The sequence below is a fragment of the Flavobacterium quisquiliarum genome, from assembly GCF_019308285.1.
Taxonomy (GTDB): domain Bacteria; phylum Bacteroidota; class Bacteroidia; order Flavobacteriales; family Flavobacteriaceae; genus Flavobacterium; species Flavobacterium quisquiliarum.
The window spans coordinates 130,705-147,796 of record NZ_WWEM01000040.1 but is presented as its reverse complement, the minus strand read 5'-3'; the positions used below and the strand labels follow the sequence as shown (position 1 = coordinate 147,796).

Annotated in this window: 8 protein-coding genes and 4 pseudogenes; 2 read left to right on the top strand and 10 right to left on the bottom strand. The window is 42.3% G+C overall.

The genetic code is table 11. The features are described 5' to 3' along the window. Positions 1-50 precede the first annotated feature (50 nt). A pseudogene (locus GSY47_RS24170) lies at positions 51-266 on the bottom strand (dihydrolipoyl dehydrogenase); the annotation flags it as partial. Between the two features lie 62 nt (positions 267-328). On the opposite strand from GSY47_RS24170, the gene GSY47_RS24165 reads away from it, so the two are divergent. Together GSY47_RS24165 and GSY47_RS26250 are read left to right on the top strand one after the other, a co-directional pair. Further along, entirely contained in the window at positions 329-1,561 is a 1,233-nt protein-coding gene (locus GSY47_RS24165) for a hypothetical protein (RefSeq protein WP_219071568.1), read from the top strand. A 37-nt stretch (positions 1,562-1,598) separates the two neighbouring features. Continuing rightward, positions 1,599-1,784, top strand: a pseudogene (locus GSY47_RS26250) (MFS transporter); the annotation flags it as partial. Here GSY47_RS26250 and GSY47_RS24160 read toward each other — a convergent pair. The 9 genes and pseudogenes from GSY47_RS24160 to GSY47_RS24120 all read right to left on the bottom strand — a co-directional run. Next, a pseudogene (locus GSY47_RS24160) lies at positions 1,739-2,842 on the bottom strand (Nramp family divalent metal transporter); the annotation flags it as partial. The pseudogenes GSY47_RS26250 and GSY47_RS24160 overlap by 46 nt on opposite strands. A 63-nt stretch (positions 2,843-2,905) precedes the next feature. Then, the gene (locus tag GSY47_RS24155; protein WP_219071567.1) at positions 2,906-5,113 is read right to left on the bottom strand and encodes a heavy metal translocating P-type ATPase; all 2,208 of its coding nucleotides are present in this window, start codon (positions 5,111-5,113) and stop codon (positions 2,906-2,908) included. Positions 5,114-5,270: 157 nt separating this feature from the next. Next, positions 5,271-6,578, bottom strand: coding sequence for an efflux RND transporter periplasmic adaptor subunit (locus GSY47_RS24150; protein WP_066434357.1), 1,308 nt, complete (start codon positions 6,576-6,578; stop codon positions 5,271-5,273). Between the two features lies 1 nt (position 6,579). Next, positions 6,580-10,897: pseudogene (locus GSY47_RS24145) on the bottom strand (CusA/CzcA family heavy metal efflux RND transporter). Between the two features lie 40 nt (positions 10,898-10,937). Continuing rightward, the gene (locus GSY47_RS24140; protein WP_146193372.1) at positions 10,938-11,345 is read right to left on the bottom strand and encodes a hypothetical protein; all 408 of its coding nucleotides are present in this window, start codon (positions 11,343-11,345) and stop codon (positions 10,938-10,940) included. A gap of 124 nt (positions 11,346-11,469) precedes the next feature. Then, on the bottom strand, positions 11,470-11,961 hold the full coding sequence (locus GSY47_RS24135; RefSeq protein ID WP_219071566.1) for a Fur family transcriptional regulator: 492 nt from the start codon (positions 11,959-11,961) through the stop codon (positions 11,470-11,472). A 48-nt stretch (positions 11,962-12,009) separates the two neighbouring features. Continuing rightward, a complete protein-coding gene (locus GSY47_RS24130; RefSeq protein WP_066439821.1) occupies positions 12,010-12,573 on the bottom strand; it encodes a DUF2652 domain-containing protein in 564 nt (187 codons plus the stop codon). Positions 12,574-12,655: 82 nt separating this feature from the next. Continuing rightward, positions 12,656-13,951: a TolC family protein gene (locus GSY47_RS24125; RefSeq protein ID WP_066439822.1), complete on the bottom strand. Its 1,296-nt coding sequence runs from the start codon at positions 13,949-13,951 to the stop codon at positions 12,656-12,658. Between the two features lie 9 nt (positions 13,952-13,960). After that, positions 13,961-17,092 (bottom strand): efflux RND transporter permease subunit, encoded by a 3,132-nt coding sequence (locus GSY47_RS24120; protein ID WP_066439828.1) that lies wholly within the window; start codon positions 17,090-17,092, stop codon positions 13,961-13,963.

Genomic DNA, 17,092 nt, shown 5'->3' with positions numbered 1-17,092 from the left:
TTTCATAATCAATCAATTTAAAGATAAATTTAAAAGTATTTTGTATTTATTTATAGATGTATTGCCTCACCTAAGGCATCTTCAATAGCATCTTTTATGGCTTCACTCATAGTTGGATGTGGAAAGATAGTATCCAATTGCTCGTGCCATGTTGTTTCCAATTTACGCGCAGTTGTGGTTTGAGCTATCAACTCCGTTACATTATAGCCAATCATATGCGTTCCAATCCATTCTCCATACTTGGCATCAAAAATCACTTTTACAAAGTCTATTAATTAAGTCAATACAAAATCACAAATAATGTACAACTAACACCATTTATTAAAAAATGAAAAAAATTTTTGTCGCAATTGCTCTACTATCCATTTTTGGAGCCACGGAATTGAAGGCTCAATATGCTTCTGAATATGACGGCGGTTTGGTCGTTAAATTAAATCCAGAAGGAAGTAAATATGTCCGATTTATTCTTTTGGGACAAACTTGGTTTCAGGATTACGAAGGAAAACACGCCAATGATGGATTTTCTATCAAACGAGCGCGCGTTCTTGCTTATTCACAAATCAATGATCGATTTATGATTTTAACACATTTTGGTGCAAATGGAATCTATGATAATAATCTTTCTCCGATGGGAAAAAGTACAGATGTATCGTTTTTCTTGCATGAAATGTTTTTACAATATAAGGTAACAAACAATTTAGCAATTGGTGCTGGAGTTCACAATTTTGGTGGAATTTCTCGTGGAAATGGTCAAGGTTCTATCAATATGTTGACCTTAGATAATAACAGAGCTGACTGGTCAACACTTGGTTTGTCTGATCAATTTTCAATTCATTTGGGAATGTTTGCAAAAGGGCGAATTGGAAAACTGAATTATCGTTTAGCATTAAGTGATGCTATTACTAATACTTTAGATGGAAACTCTTCGACAGTTTTAGAAAACGGACAAGAAAAGTATTTAGGAAAAGCGATACTTGGAGAAGGAAAATATGCGGTTTCAGGATATTTTGATTATCAATTTTTAGATCAAGAATCAAATGCTTTACCTTATCGCGTTGGAACCTATTTAGGAACTAAAAAAGTATTTAACATCGGAGCAGGATTTTTCAATCAAAGTAATGCAATTGTCAAAAAAGAAAATGATAATTTGGTTGGAGAAAATGTAACTCATCTTGCTGTTGATGCTTTTTATGATGCGCCAATCGGAAAATCTTCTTCGATAACAGCTTATGCGAAATATCAAAATTCGGACATGGGCGAAAATTATGTACAAGGAAATGTTGTAGGAGATGGAAATCAGTTTTCTGGACATGTCGGGTATTTATTGCCTAAAAACATCAAAGAAGGAGAAGGAAAATTCCGTAATAGAATTCAGCCGTATGTAGGATATTCTTACAGAGATTTCAAAGGTCTAGTAAAGCCTGCAAACGAATTAAAATTAGGTGGAAACTGGTACATTGATGGTCAGAATGCTAAAATTTCTGTAGAATATCAAAAATCTTTCGATCAACCAAAACACATGGACGACATGATAACAATACAAGCAATGATATTATTATAAAAAAACACACAAGAATTAACACAAAAACACATTATTTATGAGCGAAACTGCTAACAAAAAAACAATCTGGAAAGTGATTGGTGCTTCCTCGATGGGAACGCTAATTGAATGGTATGACTTCTTTATTTTTGGAAGTTTAGCTGTTGTAATTTCTACTAAATTTTTCCCTGCTGACAATCCTACAGCTGCCTTTTTATCAACATTAGCAACATTTGCTGCTGGAACTATGGCAAGTAACCTTGTGATAAGTCTTCGCAACAAAGGGTTCATTCGAAAGCGTAGATAACCTTCCATTACTATTTGTCCGGCAAGCGTACCCGTAATGGTACTGCTTTGTCCGGCAGCAATCAAAGCTACAGCAAATAGTTTTGCTGTAAAATCGCTTCCGAGGTGCTGTGGCAATAATTCATAAGCCTGCTTTAGCTCTGCCACGTCGGAACGTCCGGTTTTATAAAAAACTGTAGCGGCAAGAATTAATATAGCTGCATTTACAAGCAATGCCATATTTAGAGCAATGGCACTATCCCAAAAATTGAGCTTAATTGCTTTTTTGATACTGGCATCATCACGATTAAATTTACGTGTCTGCACCAGTGCAGAGTGTAGGTATAAATTATGTGGCATTACCGTTGCACCGATAATACCGATAGCAATGTACAATGCAGTATCATTCTGTATATGTGGTATCAGTCCTGTTGCAATTTCATCTACATTAGGGTCAGCTACCCATATTTGTACAAGAAACGACATTCCTATAACGAATATCAAACCGATGATAAAGGCTTCGAGCTTGCGCATTCCCCATTTTTGCAAAGTCATCAACAGGAATGTATCTAAGGCTGTAATAGCAACACCCCAAATCAAAGGCATTCCCGTGAGCAACTGTAAACCAATTGCCATCCCCAATATTTCTGCAAGGTCTGTCGCAACAATAGCGACTTCAGCAAGTATATATAATACAAAATTTACCTTCTTAGGATAAGTTTCCCGGTTTGCCTGTGCCAAATCTCTATTTCGAACAATCCCTAACCTGGCAGACAAGCTTTGTAGCAACAAGCCCATAATACTACTCATTACTAAAACCCAGAGTAATGAGTAGCCAAATTGGCTACCACCGGCCAAGCCTGTTGCCCAGTTGCCTGGATCCATATATCCGACACTGACAAGATAAGCCGGTCCAAAAAAAGCCAAAACTCTTCGCCAGCGAGATTGACCAGGAACAGTCGTGTCTACAGAATTATGTACTTCGCTTAATGAAGATTGTGATTGTTTTTTAGCCATTTCACAAATATTTTTAGGATAAAAAACTGCCGCAAGATTTCTTGCGGCAGTCTAGCTTCTTAGTTAGAACTTCATCTTTTGAATTCGAACCGCATTTAGAATAGCTAATAAAGCTACACCTACATCTGCAAATACGGCTTCCCACATAGTGGCTAATCCTCCTGCACCGAGTATAAGCACTATTGCTTTTACTCCGAATGCCAATGCTATATTTTGAAAGACGATTTTTTTAGTCTGTTTTCCGATATTAATAGCCATTGGTATTTTGGATGGCATATCATCCTGAATGACAACATCAGCAGTTTCAATAGCGGCATCACTACCTAATCCTCCCATTGCAATCCCAGCATCACTCAACGCAATAACAGGCGCATCATTTACACCGTCTCCAACAAACGCCACGCTGCCATTACGGGATTTGATTTCCTTTACTCTATTAACCTTGTCTTCAGGTAATAAATCTCCGTAGGCACTGTCAATGCCCAACTGTCCCGAAACAAACTGAACAACGGTATTTTTATCACCACTCAACATTGTGGTTTTTACACCCATTTTACGCAGCTTTTCAATTGCTGCTTTTGCATCTACCTTAATGCTGTCCGAAATGGTTAAATATCCTACAAACTTTCTATCATAAGCAACAGCTATTACCGTGTAAACGATGTTTGCGGTATCTGCATCATGGCTGATGTTGAATTTATCGAGCAATTTGAAATTACCTACTAAAAGCTCTTTACCGTTAACGGTGGCTTTTAATCCGTGTCCTGCTATTTCTTCAACATTTGCTAAATTTACGTCGGCATCTACCTCTCCCCAATAATTGTGGATTGCCGTTGCAACAGGGTGTGTACTTTGACTTTCCAATACGTTGACGAGGTTGAGAATTTCGTCTTTATTGAATTCTGGTTTGATAAAGACTTCCTGTACTTTGAAAACACCTTCGGTGAGGGTTCCCGTTTTATCCATCACTACATTTTCTACTTTGGCAAGAATATCAAGGAAATTAGACCCTTTAAGCAGAATACCATTTCGACTTGCGGCCCCAATACCACCAAAATAACCCAGAGGGATGGAGATTACCAAAGCGCAAGGACAAGAGATAACAAGGAATACCAATGCTCTATACAACCATTCACTGAATACATAATTATCTACGAAAAGTGCGGGAAGTAAGGTAATAGCAATAGACAGATATACGACTATCGGCGTATAAATTTTGGAAAATTTACGGATAAACAACTCCGTTGGTGCTTTTTGTGATGTAGCATCCTGAACCAGTTCCAAAATTCTGCTCAACTTACTATCCGAATAATCGGTTGTTACCTTTATTTGGCTTACGGTGTTGAGGTTAATCATACCTGCCAATACAGTTTCACCTTTACTTTTTGTATCAGGTTTGCTTTCTCCTGTAAGGGCTGCTGTATTGAAAGAGGCGGTTTCTGAAATTAACTCCCCGTCCAATCCTAATTTTTCGCCCGGCTTTAATTGAATAACATCACCTATGTAGGCATCTTCAGCTTTTACAACAATAGGCTTACCTGCTCTGATAACCGTTACCTCATCAGGGCGTTGGTCTAACAGGGCTTTAATATTACCTTTTGCTCTTGATACTGCAATAGTCTGAAAGACTTCGCCTACGGAGTAGAACAGCATTACAGCTACTGCTTCAGGATATTCGCCAAGTGCAAATGCACCGATTGTTGCAATAGCCATTAAGAAAAATTCTGAAAAGAAATCTTTGTATCTGATACTTTCAACAGCTTCTTTGATTACTGGCAACCCAACAGGCAAATAAGCGATAACGTACCAGGCAATTCTAACCCAACCCGTGAACCAGGTTTGGGGAAAGTAATTATCAAAACCAATAGCAACAAGTAATAAAGCTAAAGATATACCCGCAGGCATAAATAACTGAAAGGTGGTTTTACCCTCTATGTCGTGACTGTGGTCGTGGTCATCACCGTGGCTGTGCCCGTGGTGATCGTGATTGTGTCCGTGGTGGTCGTGATTGCGTCCGCTTTTTTCTATATGGTTGTGGTCATCATCACAATGTTTAGTATCGGCTTTACTGCAACTTTTGCCGCCAGTGTGTCCGTGTCCGTCATCGGAATGATTAGCATCTTTCAGCAAATCTGATGCACCTGCATTTTTATAAATCTTTTCTGTTTTCAAACAGCATAGTTGATTTCCCTGTGTATCATATTTATGTTTATGCTCTTTTTTATTTACCAGGTTCAGACTATCGTCTGTACTACAACATATTTTTGACATATCTAAAATTTTTTTTATTTCTATTTGTAAAACAAAATTACTCTGCCATTTTGGGAACCTGGTTGCAAAAGCGAAACAGCTACCATTTTAGCAAAACCCTTATATTTGATTTACTGGCTGATTGCTTATTAGGAACAATCAGAGGGTATTTGTTATTTTAGTGTGCGTGAGCGTGACCGCCACCACCTGATAATTTCGCATTGATGAAAAACGCACCTTTGGTAACTATCCTTGCATCTTTGGGAATTTCCGTTACTGGAGTAATGCTCGTATAACCCATTTCTGTAACACCTGTAACCACTTCAATTTTTTCAAAATTTACCGTGCCTGCCGCTTCCTCTTTATGCGCTGTCTTTTCATCGCCGTGGTCGTGCCCGTGTCCGTCTTCTTCTCCGGCTGCCTGCGGCTTTTTGTTGGTAATGACAAAGATGTATTTCTTACCGTCCGCATCTACCACCGCATCATTTGGAACTGACGGGGAAAGCACATTGTTGAGGCTCACAATCGCCGTAATGTTCATCCCGTCAATCAGTCCCTTTACATTGCCTTTTACACGGGCGTGTATGGGAATGGTTTTGCTGTCGTTTTCAAACGCCGAACCAATACCGTATATCACGGCATCGTGCTCGTTTACCGGATTATTGGTCAGGGTAAAATGTATGGTCTGCCCGGTTTTCAGCAAGGGCAAATCTTTTTCAAATACATTCAAATGCAAATGCAGGGAACTGTTATCTACAATTTCAGCCACAGGCGAAGAAACATCTACATAGCTGCCGATTTTGCCGTACACATTGCTAATGGCTCCGCTAATGGGGCTTGTAACTATCAGTGAGGATTTAAGTGAACTGTTGCTGACTGAATTTGGATTGATGCCCATTAGCTGTATTTGTTGATGCAAAGAGGCTTTGCGGGTTCTTAACGCATTGAGTTCGGCGGTGGCATTTTGCAGGTTTTTCAATGCCCCGGCATTGCCGGTGTTCAGTTCTTTTTGTCTTTGCATTTCCTGTTCGGCAAAAGTTATTTTACTGTTGATGGTCAGGTATTCTTCCTGCAACTGGATAAACTGCGGGTTGGCAATGGTGGCAATAACCTGTCCTTTGCGTACATAGTCGCCAATCTGTACATTAATAGATTTTATCACGCCACCGTATAAAGAGGTAGCATTTGCCTTGCTACTGTTGGGCAAACTCAAAATACCGTTCGCTTTAATAGTGGCGGTTAGTTCTTTCATTTCCACCACACCGTATTTGATACCTACAGCTTCAATCTGTTGGGGCGTAAGTGCCGCAACGGTGGCAGCGCCCTCTTCGGCTCCGTGCTCGTGTCCGTGCCCTGTATCGGCTTTTGCTTCCGTTTTGTGCTCGTGGTTATGACCGTCTTCGCTTTCCTTTTTTTGACTATCTCCACAGGCGGTCAGGGAAACTGTAAAGAGTGCTGCTAAAAACATTTTCGATATATTGTTCATCTTATTTGTTATTAAGGTAATTGTATTGAATTGCTGAGTGATTGTAACTGTTCAGAACGTCCAGATAATTTTGGCGGATATTGATTGCCTGCGTTAAGAACTGGCTTAGTTCTGCAAAGCTGATATCTCCCGAGCGGTAGCTTTGTGACGCCGCTTCGGTAATATCCTTTGCCTGTTGCAGTCCCGATGTTTCAAAGAAGCTCAACAAAGCCATATTCTTTTCCATTTCTGCGATGGCAGATTTCTTGTCCGTTGCCATTACCTGCGTTTGGTAAGACAATAGGTTTTCCTGTACTTCCTTTTCCTTGTTGGCTACATTCACTTTGTTTTTATACGCACCTGCACCAAACAACGGGAAGCCTACCGAAACCGAAAAGCCCGTAAACGGGTCTGAAACGCCGTACAATCTCTGGCTGAATACCCTTGCTGAAAATTCGGGCAAATTGCTTTTCTTTTGTATCTTGATATTTGCCGCCGCAACGCTTACATTTTGCTGCTGCAACTGCAATACCGGGTGTACATTGTTTTCATCATACAAGTTCGTTTCCAATTTCTGTAACGGCTCATCTATTGGGAGTATCCATTCGTTACGATTGAGCAATACCATTAATTGCTGTTGCTGTATTACAATTTCCTTATTGTTCTGCTCCACGTAGGCTTTTAACTGTTTGAGTTGGGCATCTGCCGCAATCTGGTCGAGCTTTGCGACGTCGCCCGTTCTAACCCGAACCTGTGTTGTATTGAAGAGGTTGGTGTAAATGCTGTCAAGGCTTTTCAGTAACAGATTTTTATCCTGCAAAAACCACAACTGGTAATAAGCGGTTCTAACGTCTTTTCGGATATTGGCATTCATAACCTCTGTATTCAATTCGGAATATTTTAGCTGTGCTTTTAAATAGTCCTTGCGGGCAGCATATAAGCCGGGCCACGCAATACTTTGCGTAAGCCCGATTTTCCATATACCCGTTTTGTCCGATGGTCTTAAATCTTCATTTTCTACAAATACCTGTGTCATTGGTATATCGTTAGCGGTCTTTACATTGTATTTAGCCGCATCAATCTCCGACTTATTGACGTTGACCTGCCCATTGCTTTGCAATGCGGTATTAATAGCAGTATCTATGCTTACCCTTTCCTGGGCATTGGCAGTGGTCATACCTCCGATACCCAGTAAAAGAGCGATTACGGTTGTTTTCACACCTTTACTGTTTTTGAAATTAAATTTTGAATTGAATATGATGTAGAGCAATGGCAATACAAACAGGGTAAGAAATGTAGCCGTTATTAATCCGCCAATCACTACTGTAGCCAATGGCTTTTGTACTTCTGCCCCGGCACTGGTGCTGATTGCCATCGGCAGGAAGCCCAGTGATGCTACCGTTGCCGTCATCAATACCGGACGTAACCGGATTTTTGTTCCCTCGATTGTCCGTTTTATCACATCATCCAAACCGTCTTTTTTCAGTTGGTTGAATGTGCCTATCAATACAATACCGTTCAATACGGCAACACCGAACAGGGCAATAAAGCCGATACCTGCGCTAATACTGAAAGGCATTCCCCGCAGCATCAAAGCAAACACACCGCCGATGGCACTCATCGGGATGGCAGTAAATATCAAACCTGCCTGCTTGAATGAACGGAATGTGAAATAAAGCAATGCGAATATCAATAACAGCGATACTGGTACGGCAATCATCAGGCGGTTACTGGCTTCTTTCAGGTTCTCAAACTGACCGCCGTAAGTAAAGTAATACCCTGTGGGCAATTTTACTTTTTCGGAAAGCTGCTGCTGAATATCGGTAACAACGCTTTGCACATCACGTCCGGCTACGTTAAAGCCAATCACAATGCGGCGTTTTCCCGCTTCACGGCTGATTTGTGCGGCATCCAATTTGTAATTGACATCAGCAACCTGCGATATGGGTATCTGAAAGCCTGTATTAGTTGGTATCATCAGGTTCCTTACATCTTCGATGCTGCTGCGGTGTACGCTATCCAACCTTACCACAAGCTCAAACTGCCTTTCGTTCTCATAAATAACCCCGGCTGCTTTACCTGCAAATGCGGTACTCACAATATCGTTTACCTGTTGTATCGTCAGCCCGTAATTTGCCATCCGGGTACGGTCGTAGTCGATGTTAATCTGCGGCAAGCCGTTTACCTTTTCCACCTGTGGCGGTGTGGCTCCTTTTACCTGCTGTACTACTTCGCTAACCTTATTGGCATACACGCTTAACGTGTCCATATTCTCCCCGAATATCTTAACGGCAACGTCCTGACGAATACCTGTCATCAATTCGTTGAAACGCATCTGTATCGGTTGGTTCTTCTCAAAGAAAACGCCCGGAATAACGGACAGCCTTTCCATCATTTCATCCCCTAACTCGTTGTAGCTTTTCTTGCTTTTCCATTCGTCCTGCGGTTTGAGGATAATCATCATATCCGTAGCTTCAGGCGGCATCGGGTCGGTAGGCACTTCGGCAGCTCCGGTCTTGCCGACTACCATTTTAACCTCGTCAAATTCTTTAAGAATGCGGGATGCCTGCATCGACGTTTCTATACTCTGATTGAGCGAACTTCCCTGAGGTAAAATACAGTGAAAGGCAAAATCTCCCTCCTGCAACTGCGGGATGAACTCGCCGCCCATTCTGCTGAACAGAATAACGGCAACTACAAATACCGCAGTGGTAACGCCCACTAACCAATATTTAACCCTGATAGCTTTCTGCAACAAAGGTTGGTAGAAGCCTTGCAGCTTATCCATAAACTTGTCGCTGAAATTCGGCTTGTCGTGCCCTTTTTTCGGCAGGAACAACGCACACATCATTGGGATATAGGTCAAGGACAATATCAATGCGCCGAAAATGGCAAAGCCTACGGTTTGCGCCATCGGTGTGAACATTTTACCCTCAACGCCTACCAACGTCAGGATTGGGATATATACGATAAGGATAATGATTTCGCCAAATGCGGCACTTGTCCTGATTTTGGAAGCGGACAAAAATACTTCCTCGTCCATTTCGCTTTGGGTCAGTTTATTGGTGGATTTCCGCAAGCCCAAATGGTGTAGGGTTGCTTCCACGACAATAACGGCACCGTCCACAATCAAACCGAAGTCAATCGCTCCCAGGCTCATAAGGTTGGCACTAACGCCAAACACGTTCATCATCCCCAATGCAAACAGCATCGCTAACGGAATGGCTGATGCTACGATTAGCCCGGCTCTTAGGTTGCCCAGAAACAGCACAAGCACAAAAATCACAATCAAAGCTCCCTCAATCAAGTTCTTTTCCACTGTGTCCATTGCCCTGCCTACTAATTCGGTACGGTCTAAATACGGCTCGATGGTTACATCTTCCGGTAATGATTTCTGAATGGTGGGTAATTTCTCTTTTATCCGTTTTACCACCTCGTTACTGTTCTCGCCTTTGAGCATCATTACCACACCGCCCACGGCATCTACTTCTCCGTTATAGGTTAGTGCGCCGTAACGCACGGCACTACCGTAACGCACATCGGCTACGTCTTTAATAAAAATGGGTGTATGCCCCGTGATTTTTACGGGTATATTTCTAATATCTTTCCAACGAAGTAGCCAAGCCCACACCACGGATAAAATAAGCGTTAGGCTTCTTGTCGATATATGCACCGCCCGTATTCTGATTGTTTTGTTCCAGTGCGTTGAATATGTCGGGAATACTTACGGTCATCGCTCTCAATCGGTCGGGGTTTACCGCAACCTCGTATTGTTTCAATTCTCCGCCAAAGCTGTTTACTTCGGCAATGCCTGGCGTGCCGTACAACTGGCGGGCAACAATCCAATCTTGCATTGTACGCAGGTCTTTGGCGTTGTACTTATGCTCGCTGCCTTTTTTGGGGTGGATGATGTATTGATAGACTTCTCCAAGCCCTGTACTTACCGGAGCCAGTTCAGGCGTGCCGATACCTTTCGGAATTTTTTCTTCGGCTTCTTTCAGTTTTTCATTGACCAACTGCCTTGCAAAGTAGATGTCTACATTTTCTTTGAACACTACCGTAACGACGGAAAGCCCGAACCGGGATATACTTCTTGTTTCTACTAAATCGGGAATGTTGGCGATGCTCTGCTCAATGGGGAACGTAACCAACTGTTCCACTTCCTGCCCCGCCAGTGTAGGACAGGCAGTAATAATCTGTACCTGATTATTGGTAATATCCGGTACGGCATCTATTGACAATTTGGTTGCACTCCATACGCCCCAAATGATAAGAACCAATGTCATTATAGCAATGACGATTTTGTTCTTGATGCTGAATTTAATTATACTATCTAACATTTGAATTTGTATTAAGCCTGAAATGTTTTGTATTTGGTGTCTACTGCGGATATTCCATCATTAAAAAGCAGCCGGAATATCGGTCGTCAATCATAATGAGAATTACAGGCTCCCGCAGTTCGTCGAGGCTTTCATCGTAGAAGAAGTCATAAGATTTCATCAGGGCTAAATTGCCAATGATGACTTCGTGCCCGTTTACAAATCCTTTGATACCATAACCAGGTATCTCTTCAAATTTTTCGACCTTGTAATCGGATAGCGTGATACCCGGAAGAAATTTGAGCAAACTGCTTGCTATACGGTGCGTGGAATGGGATTGCATTGCTGCCGTATAAGCAATCACGATTTCTTTTTCGGGTACTGCACATTCAAAGGAAATTACATCAAACAGGCGGTTGCTTTTGTAGGCTGTATCTATATCTGCTGAATAATGATTTTTTATTGCCATTGTCATATTATTTTAATTTACAAGGCAAAATTATCAGTCGGTTTTGGGAACCTGGTTGCAAATACAAACAGCCATATCGGGAAATATGGCTGTTTGTAAATTTAAAGATGAGTATCATAAAATATTATTTTGTTTTAACGAACCTCGAACATTCGTTGCACATTCCTTTCATTACAAAATTGATACTCTCCAACAAAAATTTGTCGGGCAACTGGATAGGCGGAATGGCAATACTTTCGAGGCAGAAGGTATTCTTGCATCGGTTACAGTTAAAGTGCACGTGCAAGTCGCCAACGGTGCACATACAGTTATCGCTGCAAATAGAATACTTCATTGCGCCGGAGCCATCATCAATAGTATGAATGAGTAGGTTATCGTGAAAGAGGGTCAACGTCCTGAATATGGTCGATTTATTGACCGTTTCCAGTTCGGTTTCCAAATCAGTCAGGCTGAAAGCCTTTTTAAAGTCAGACATTCTTCTAAAGATTAACAGCCTAACCGAAGTTGGTTTTATGTTCCTGCGCAATAGTTTTTCTTCTAAATCTTTCATTTTGTCATTGTCGGTTTTAGAACCGTATTTAAAATCTAATGTAAAATTATAGAAGCTGCTATGCACAAGTATTATAATTTCCTTTGATAAATTTGTGATTTTTACTGTTAGGTTTTATAGGTAATGGATATAACCTATTTCGGGCAGGTATTTACAGTCTTCGCAGTTGTCATACGCAACGGTTGCTTTTTCGGGTTGGTCAAAATTGATTTCCAAAAACGCATTAGAAAATAACGCATATGGCGGGTATTCCGCAATGTGATTTTTCAGCATCTTGTGGGCTTCTACCACTGGTGCTCCGTAGAGCTTCTCGAATTTCCCGATTTTGTATTTGGTAAATTCCCCGTAGTGTACAATTATCTTTAATGATAAAGGAATTTCTATTGCCAGTTGTAATGCGAGGCGTTTGCATTCCTTTTGAAAATCGTTGTACATCTGTTCTATCTGCATCAATGTTTCTTCAAAGGTGGGCAGGTTGTGGTACTTGTAAAAAAGTATCGCATCGCCCTCAACCTCGGAAATTTCAAGGCAAAGGATATTGCTATCCATTACTGATTTGAGCAGGCTTTCTGTTATGTATTTTCCAACAAACATATTTGATTTGATAACGAAATCCGTAAAGCCTGAAATGTCGGGTATCATTATCATACCGTTTTTATTGGCAGTATCGTGTTGCATTTATATCATCGTATTAACCATTAAAAATGCAGGGGCTTGTTACCGTCCCCCGCAAATTGAGTGTATCTCACTCCAACAAAAACTATTTTATCTGCCCAGTAGCTTTGTGGTACACAGCTTCGGCTATTTTGTACCGTATTTTTGCATCCAACATATTGCTGTATGCTCTTTGCCAAAGCGTTTCAGCTATCAGCACATCTTCTCCGGTAATGGTTCCGGCTTTAAAGCGGTCATTGCTCAACTTCAAATTTTCGTCGGCTTCAATTAATGACGCCTGCATCAAATCAATGTTATTCGCCTGCAATTGCAGATTAAGCATTGCGTGCTCAATCTCCACCGTGATTTGGCTTTTCAGTTCTTTCAAACCGTATTCAGCCGAACGTATATTAGCTTCCTGCTGTTTTACTTTTTCTTTTCTGCTACCCCAGTCAAAAACCGGGATTTTCACGCTTAGCATACCAAAGTAGGTTAGCATATGGTTTTTGGTCGGGTCGCCAAAGTTAATACCCTCTTTTCCAAAGGCAGCCATTCCATTGAGCGATAAGCCTACCGATGGTTTCAGGTCGGCTTTGAGCATACTTTTGGTAAGCTGGCTCATTTTAATGCCATTGGTTGCCAACTCAATTTCCGGTCGGTTCGCATCGACAGCATCCAAAACACCCTGCTTAGAAAAGTCGCCCGTACTCAATGTATCGGCTACGTCTATACCTGTTGGGGCTTCCATCCCGATTAACTGGCTCAATCTTCTTTTTGCCAGGATGAGCTTATTCTCCGCAGCCTGCAAACGGGCTTCGTTTTCATTCTGGAGCACCTTTGCCCGCAATACATCGTTTTTGTAAATCAATCCTGCCCCAAACTGGTTGTTCAGGAATGTATAATGCGAAGCCAGTTGCTTTTTAACCTGCTGTTCCAGTTTGATTTCTTCCTTAGCCTGCACTAAAAGCCAGTAAGCGGTTTCGGTAGCCAGTAATACTTCGTCTTCCACCAATCGTTGTTGCGCATTGCTCATCTGTATATTGGTTTCTGCCATCTGCTTGCCGTACTTAATCTTACCGCCTGTGTAAATCGGCTGTGTAACGCTGACCATCGGTGCAAACCCGTATTCGGGCAGCATTGTGTTCAATGGCTCGCCAAAGTAAAAGGCGGTTGCCGAAGCATCCAGTTTTGGTCTGCCTGCCACATCCGCAATCAGCTTGTCGGATTGGGTGGCAATTACGTCTTCTTTAGCTTTGCCTATTCTGTTATTGTTTTTTAATGCCAGTTCTTTGCTTTCCGCAAGGGTTAGCTGCTGTTGTGCAAAGAGGTTGTTTGTTCCCTGCAAAAGAACGAAACCGCATATAAAAACCTTTATGACTGTTTTATATCTTTTCTGTAACATAATCCCTTTTTATGATAAATATTTTTGGTGGTGAACATCGGTATCGGTATTGCGCTCGTGCTGTTCATCCGATTGTTTGTTTTTAGGTGGTTTTACGAACCTGTAATACAGTACCGGAACGATAAATAATGTGGTAATCATTGATACCAGAATACCGATTGAAATGGTACTTGAAATCGGTCCCCATTCCGGCGAGCCACTCGCCATTAACGGTATCAAACCGATTGCTGCCGCCATTGAGGTAAGGAAGATTGGTCGCATTCTTCGTTTAGCTGCAAACAGGGCTGCTTCTCTAATCGTATGACCGTGCTCCCTTACCAGTTCATCTGCATAGTCCACGAGGATAATCCCGTTACGGACTACGATACCCAGTAAGGCGGTAATACCGATGATTGCCATAAACCCGAACTCGTACCCTGTAAGGAACAAGCCCAACATTGCGCCCAGTAAACTCAACGGGAACGAAGCCAGTACAATGAATACTTTACCCACACGCTTGAACTGGAATAACAGCACAAGGAAGATGAGAACGAAACTTATCATAAAAGCCTTTCCCATTTTGGGACCGCTTTCCAGTCCATCCTCATACTCGCCGCCGTAGGCAATCTTAATGCCTTTAGGCAGTTTCAGGCTGTCAATTTTAGGCTGTACTTCTGCAAATACTTCTGCGGGTTTTCTGCCCAACTGCGCTTCGGAAGAAACGGTTAAGGTTCTTAACCCGTTACGGTGTACAATAGCCCCAGTATGCCACGACGGTTGTAAATCTACCACCTGCTTTAGAGGAACCTTAGCACCGAATGTTGAATTGATGTACATATTGCCCAAAGCATCCAGATTTTCCCTGTCGCTTTCGTCTGTACGCAATACAATGTCGATGGCTTTATTGCCCTCCCACATCTGCGATACCGGGTATCCTTTTATCTTTGCACCCAATGCCTGTGCTATCTGCGCTTTGGTAACGCCCAAACGCAAGGCTACATCTTCTTTAACCACGGCTTTCAGCCCTACATAATCATTCTGATAATCGGTGCGCACCCAGTTAGAACCTTTAGTGTTTTCCAGTAATGCTGCAACCTGCTTGGCTACTTTTTTCTGCTCGGTCATATCCTTGCCAATCACACGGATTTCAATCGGTGCGTGCTGCTGCTTCTTGCTTAGCTGCCTAACCCGCACATAACCGTTCGGCAGGTAGTTGTTGAATTTCTGTACATACTCGTCTATCATTTCTGCCGTTGCATCTTTGCTTGTGGTATTGATGAATACCTGCGCAAAGTTTTCCCGTGGGTGCTCCGGTGCATAGGTAGAGTAGAAACGTGGCGAGCTTGTACCGATAAAACTTGCTGTGTTTACAATGCGCTTATCGCCTGCAATTTCCTTTTCTATCTTCTTAACGGCTGCTTCGGTTTCGTGGATATTCGTACCGTTATCCATCCACAATTCAAGGTTGAACTGGTTTCTTTCCACGATAGGGAAAAATTCGGTTTTAACCTGACTACCTACCACGAAAGACAGTAAGAAGATAACCAAACCTGCTACCAACGTAGTTTTCTGCCATTTCATACAGAACTCGATTGCCCGGTCGAAACCGTCCTGCATCCGGTCTAAGAAATTGCGTTTTTTGGGTTTATCATCGTGCTTTTTCAATCCTTTTTTCAGGAAGTGGTAACACATATACGGCGTAAGGAACAAGGCTACAAGGAACGAAACCGCCAAAGCTATGCTTACGGTAATCGGTATCCATTGCACAAACTCTCTCGTAAGCCCGGTAAGCGTAAATGCCAACGGCAGAAACGATAGGACAATGGTAAGCGTAGCCGTGAAAATGGGAACCATCAACTGCGTGGCACTCTGCCAGGCGGCAGTCCACGACGGTATTTTTTCGTCCACTTTCTCGATGTAATTATCCACTACGATAATGGCATCATCGACCACCATCCCCAGTACGATAATCATTGCCGCCAAACTAACCTGGTGCATTTCGATACCCAACAAATTGAGGATAGCAAATGTTACGGCAATGGTAACGGGTGCTGCAATGGCTGAAATGGTGGCAACCCTGAACGGCAGCAGGAGCATTACGACCAAGATAACGGCTGCAATGGCGATACCGAACTCGATAAAGAAATGCCCCAAATTCATATCAACCACTTCGGGTTGGTCAACAATGGTGCTGACCTGCACATCTGATGGCAGGATTTCTTTTACTTCAGCAACTTTCTGTGTCAGCGCATTACCCAAATCGACAATGTTCTGTCCGGGCTGCATTTCTACGGTCAGCATCATTACATCGTTTCCTGAAACGGTAATTTTGCTTTTCAGGTCTTCATATCTTCTCTCGATGTTGGCTATATCCCGCAAACGGATATTGCCGCCCTGCGGGGAACTATATACAATCAGGTTCCCGATTTCATTTTCATTCTGATACTGCGCATCCGTGAAAATAAGGAAACGGTTTTTGTCAATTTCAATATCGCCACTCGGAATAGTTACATTCTGTTGGCTTAATGTGTTTGTGATTTCGTTGATACCGAAACCGTATTGCTTCAATACATCTTCTCGCAGGGTAATAAATACCTGCTGCTTCTGTCCGCCGTAACGCTTGATTTTGGAAACGGACGGTATCGTCTTAATGCCGTCTTCCAGTTCATCCAAATAGTTTTCCAACTGGGCGTAAGAACGACCGGGGGCTGATACGGCAATCATCTGAACAACCACATCGCCGAAATCGCTGTTCACATACGGTCCCTGTACGCCCCGTGGCAATGCTAAAGGCATATTGGCATCCAAACCGTGCTGTAAAGTATTCCAGAATTTTTTGGTGTCCTTTACATAGTCCTGCAATTCTACCGTTACAACCACCTGTCCGGGCTTACTTTCCGAATGGGTTTTTTCTTTTTTGATTTCCTCGAAACCGAACAGGTATTGTTCCAGCTTGTCGGTTACTTCTTTCTCTATCTGCTCTTCGTCGGCTCCGGGGTAGAAAGCCACAACAAGCCCCTGTCTAACTGTTACACGGGGGTCTTCACTTCTCGGCATCGTCATTAATGAAATTAACCCGGCAAACACCATAATAACGGTAATCGCTATCGGTACTTGCGGAAATTTCATTGCCGCTTCAATGAGGTTTATCTTTCTTTTCAT

Coding starts and splice junctions, on each gene's coding strand:
- GSY47_RS24120 (WP_066439828.1), bottom strand. CDS start 17,092: ATGAAAAGAAAGATAAACCTCATTGAAGCGGCAATGAAATTTCCGCAA.
- GSY47_RS24130 (WP_066439821.1), bottom strand. CDS start 12,573: ATGCAACACGATACTGCCAATAAAAACGGTATGATAATGATACCCGAC.
- GSY47_RS24165 (WP_219071568.1), top strand. CDS start 329: ATGAAAAAAATTTTTGTCGCAATTGCTCTACTATCCATTTTTGGAGCC.
- GSY47_RS24155 (WP_219071567.1), bottom strand. CDS start 5,113: ATGTCAAAAATATGTTGTAGTACAGACGATAGTCTGAACCTGGTAAAT.
- GSY47_RS24150 (WP_066434357.1), bottom strand. CDS start 6,578: ATGAACAATATATCGAAAATGTTTTTAGCAGCACTCTTTACAGTTTCC.
- GSY47_RS24140 (WP_146193372.1), bottom strand. CDS start 11,345: ATGGCAATAAAAAATCATTATTCAGCAGATATAGATACAGCCTACAAA.
- GSY47_RS24125 (WP_066439822.1), bottom strand. CDS start 13,951: ATGTTACAGAAAAGATATAAAACAGTCATAAAGGTTTTTATATGCGGT.